The sequence below is a fragment of the Sphingobacteriales bacterium genome, assembly GCA_012517435.1.
Taxonomy (GTDB): Bacteria; Bacteroidota; Bacteroidia; order CAILMK01; family JAAYUY01; genus JAAYUY01.
This window is the reverse complement of sequence record JAAYUY010000156.1, coordinates 1-3,727: the sequence shown is the minus strand read 5'-3', so window position 1 is coordinate 3,727 and position 3,727 is coordinate 1. Positions and strand designations below refer to the sequence as shown.

Below are 3,727 nucleotides of genomic sequence, written 5' to 3'. Positions count from 1 at the left end.
GTGCTCTCTGTGAACTCTGTGGTAAAAAAAAACTCTGTGCCTCTGTGCCTCCGTGGTGAAAAAAACTCCGTATTTCACGCCTATTACATTCTGGCATCATTTCCCATTACCCATAAGCCAAAGCATGGCTTTCCATACCTCATTTATTTGTATTAACCGCGCTGCTTTTTCATGAATCTTTTCTGTATCGCCTCTGCACTCTGCAGCCCATTTCATAAATTCATTGCTTTTCCTAAATTCATCAATTTCAATGAGATCAGGTAATCTTTCCATATTACCCATGCGCCCCAGGTGGTTTCCACTCAATATCCGGCTTTGACGGATAAAGTCAGGCAACAAATCAATTCCGATCCCTTTGGTAAGTAAAGGCTTTTTCACTTCAAAAACTGCGTTACCCGATGCGCGGCAATAATAGTTTTCTCCGAGCCTGCCAACAAGGTCTATTTGATGAGGATCAATATTTCCTTTTTCGTTTAAAACAGTATTTTCCAAATGAATTCGCTCAATGCGGCAAACCACCAGATTACCGGCCCCGCCTTCCTTTCCCAGCTCAATGATCTCCAAGACTTTACATTCAAACCTAACCGGTGATTCCTTCACTCCGAAAGGCCTGACGGTTTCTGACGGAATAGGTGTCAGACCCGATTTGACAAATTCATTCACCTCTTTCGGATACTCCGTACTCGATAAATTAACCTGTTCGACTATGGAATATGTTACCACATTGATAACGGCTTCAGGAACTTCCTTGAGATTTTCGTAGGTATGTTTGACAGTGTTGTCCCTGACCCGCCTCGATGGACTAAAGATAAGTACCGGAGGATTGATACTGAATGAGTTAAAAAAACTAAAAGGGGAGAGGTTGGAATGCCCTTCCGGATCGATGGTACTGACCAGAGCAATCGGCCTCGGAGCCACCGAAGCAGCAAGAATTTCCTGCAACCTGATCAGGCTTATTTCTGAGGGATTGATAATCATGATTTTGCAGGTAAAATTTTCACAACACACTCACCGAACCCAACCCTGATTTCATCCTGAATGGCATAGGCTTTCATGATAATGGTGTCGTTGTCTTCAATAAAAAATCGTTCAAATTCAGGAGTTTTCACCGCTTTTGTCGCATTCCAGCTTAGTTCGAGCATAGAACCAAATGAGTGTTCGTCCGGCCCGCTGATGGTTCCCGAAGCATATATTCCGGCATTGTTCAGGTTGCAGCCATTCACCGTTTGATGTGCAAGTTGCTGACAAACATTCCAATACAAATATTTCATATTGGATCTGCATATCAGGTGAGCCTGTGTTTGTTCAGCTTGCAGGCAAACTTCCAGATGGACATCAAAATTCTTTTTTCCGTCAGTCTGCAGATAGGGAAGTACCTTTGGATTTTGTTCAGGACCGCTTGTTCTGAATGGTTCGAGGGCTTCGAGGGTAACTACCCAGTTGGAAATAACAGATCCGAAGTTTTTACCTAAAAATGGTCCGAGTGGCACATATTCCCACTGCTGAATATCCCTTGCACTCAGGTCATTAAAAATCACAAACCCGAAAATATAATCTTCCGCTTTGTCAACAGGCACACTATCACCCAGGCAGGTAGTTCCTGTCGTTATAAATGCCATTTCAAGCTCAAAATCAAGTTTTTTTGAAGGTGAAAAGACAGGACTATTGATTGTATTATCGAAAATCTGACCTTTTGGGCGGTAAATTTCAGCACCTGAACCGACAATGGAAGAGCTACGTCCGTGGTATCCCACCGGCAAATGACGCCAGTTGGGCAGTAAGGGATTATCTTTGTCCCTGAACATTTTCCCGACATTGGTGGCATGTTCGATACTTGAATAAAAGTCGGTATAGTCGGTTGGCCTGACCGGACATAATACATTAACTTCCGAAACAGGGATCAGCATTCTCTGCAGATGGTTCTGATTGACTTTCAATTCATTATCCTCTGAAAATAAACTCATGATCCTGTTTCTGACAGCATTGGTTTTGGTTTTGCCCAGACCGATAAAATCATTCAGCGTGTTTCTGTCAAAACATTCATAATCAGTTTTTTCCAATCCGATACCCACGAGATACCCCAATTCGGCAAGTGTTTTCAGGTCAATTGCAACATCCCCGATACGGGATGCCACACGTGGCGAAATGCTTTTATTCTCAATAATTCCGAACGGGATATTATAAATTGAAAAATCGCTGTCGGGGGAGTAATCCAGCCATGATTTAATCTTTTTTTCCATGTTGTGTTTTTATAAAGTCCCTCTGTTCTGTTGTTCCAATTCAATGGCTTCAAACAAAGCTTTAAAATTACCTTTTCCGAAAGAGCGGGCACCTTTTCTTTGTATAATCTCGTAAAATACAGTCGGACGGTCTTCTACCGGTTTTGAAAAAAGCTGGAGCAGATAACCTTCCTCATCGCGGTCAATCAAAATCCTGAGTTTTTTCAATACTTCAATATCTTCGTCAATATGTCCGACTCTGTCGAAAACACTTTCATAATATTCATCAGGAACGTGCAAAAATTCAACACCTCTTCTGCGTAATTCACTGACAGTGAAAACAATATCATCCGTAGCCATGGCAATATGCTGTGCACCGGCACCCTTGTAAAAATCAATAAACTCTTCAATCTGACTCTTTTTCTTCCCTTTGGCAGGTTCGTTTATTGGAAATTTTATTCTTTCATTGCCATTGGTCATTACCTTGCTCATCAGGGCAGTATATTCAGTTGATATATCTTTATCGTCAAAGGATATGAGCTGTCGAAATCCCATTACGTTTTTATAAAATTCTGCCCATTTGTTCATCTCACCCCAGCCGGTATTTCCAACAATATGGTCAACATACTTCAGCCCGACAGGTTCAGTTTTAAGGGCTGATTCCCATTTACGGAAACCGGGGAGAAAAACGCCATGATAATTCTTCCTTTCAATAAAAATATGGACGGTATCCCCATAAGTATGAATGCCGGAACGAACAACTTCTCCAGACTCATCCTTTTCGACTACAGGCTCCAGATAAGGTTTTGCACCTCTTTTTACGGTTTCTTCAAATGATTTTCTTGCATCCGGAACCCACAATGCTATCACTTTTACTCCGTCTCCATGCTTTTTGACATGCCCGGCAATATCTGAATCATCGGTCAATGCAGTGGTGAGTACGAAGCGGATTTTCCCCTGAACCAACACATATGAGCATTTTTCTTTATCTCCTGTTTCGAGTCCGCGGTATGCAAGCGGCTGAAATCCAAATGCTGCCTGATAATAATAGGCTGCCTGTTTGGCATTTCCTACATAAAATTCAACATAATCAGTACCATCAATGGGTAAAAAATCAATATGATCTGTCATAATTATAAATTTAATTGCTTAACCAACTTTTAAAATAGTTTTTATCTTCAATTTCAATTGCCTGGCGTGTAATTTTCAATGGCCTGAAAGTGTCAATCATCACTGCCAGCTCTTCTGTTTTTTCAGCACCAATACTTCTTTCGATAGCACCCGGATGAGGACCGTGCGGAATACCTATCGGATGAAGAGTGATTTGCCCCTTCTGAATATTGTTTCTGCTCATGAAATCACCATCAACATAATACAAGACTTCATCGGAATCAACATTGGTGTGGAAATAAGGAGCCGGGACCGATAAGGGATGATAATCATAGAGGCGTGGGACAAACGAACATATCACATAGGCATTGCTTTCAAACATCTGGTGAACGGGTGGT

Annotated in this window: 4 protein-coding genes; all 4 read right to left on the bottom strand. The window is 41.7% G+C overall.

The window, feature by feature from the left end; genetic code table 11:
• Positions 1-96: 96 nt before the first annotated feature.
• Positions 97-978, bottom strand: coding sequence for a flavin reductase family protein (locus GX437_09020; GenBank protein NLJ07797.1), 882 nt, complete (start codon positions 976-978; stop codon positions 97-99).
• A complete protein-coding gene (gene fahA, locus GX437_09015) occupies positions 975-2,228 on the bottom strand; it encodes a fumarylacetoacetase (protein NLJ07796.1) in 1,254 nt (417 codons plus the stop codon). The genes GX437_09020 and fahA overlap by 4 nt, the downstream gene beginning before the upstream one ends.
• A 21-nt stretch (positions 2,229-2,249) precedes the next feature.
• Positions 2,250-3,350 (bottom strand): 4-hydroxyphenylpyruvate dioxygenase, encoded by a 1,101-nt coding sequence (gene hppD, locus GX437_09010; GenBank protein NLJ07795.1) that lies wholly within the window; start codon positions 3,348-3,350, stop codon positions 2,250-2,252.
• A 10-nt stretch (positions 3,351-3,360) separates the two neighbouring features.
• Positions 3,361-3,727: homogentisate 1,2-dioxygenase (locus GX437_09005; protein NLJ07794.1), on the bottom strand; the 367-nt coding region annotated here is incomplete at its 5' end.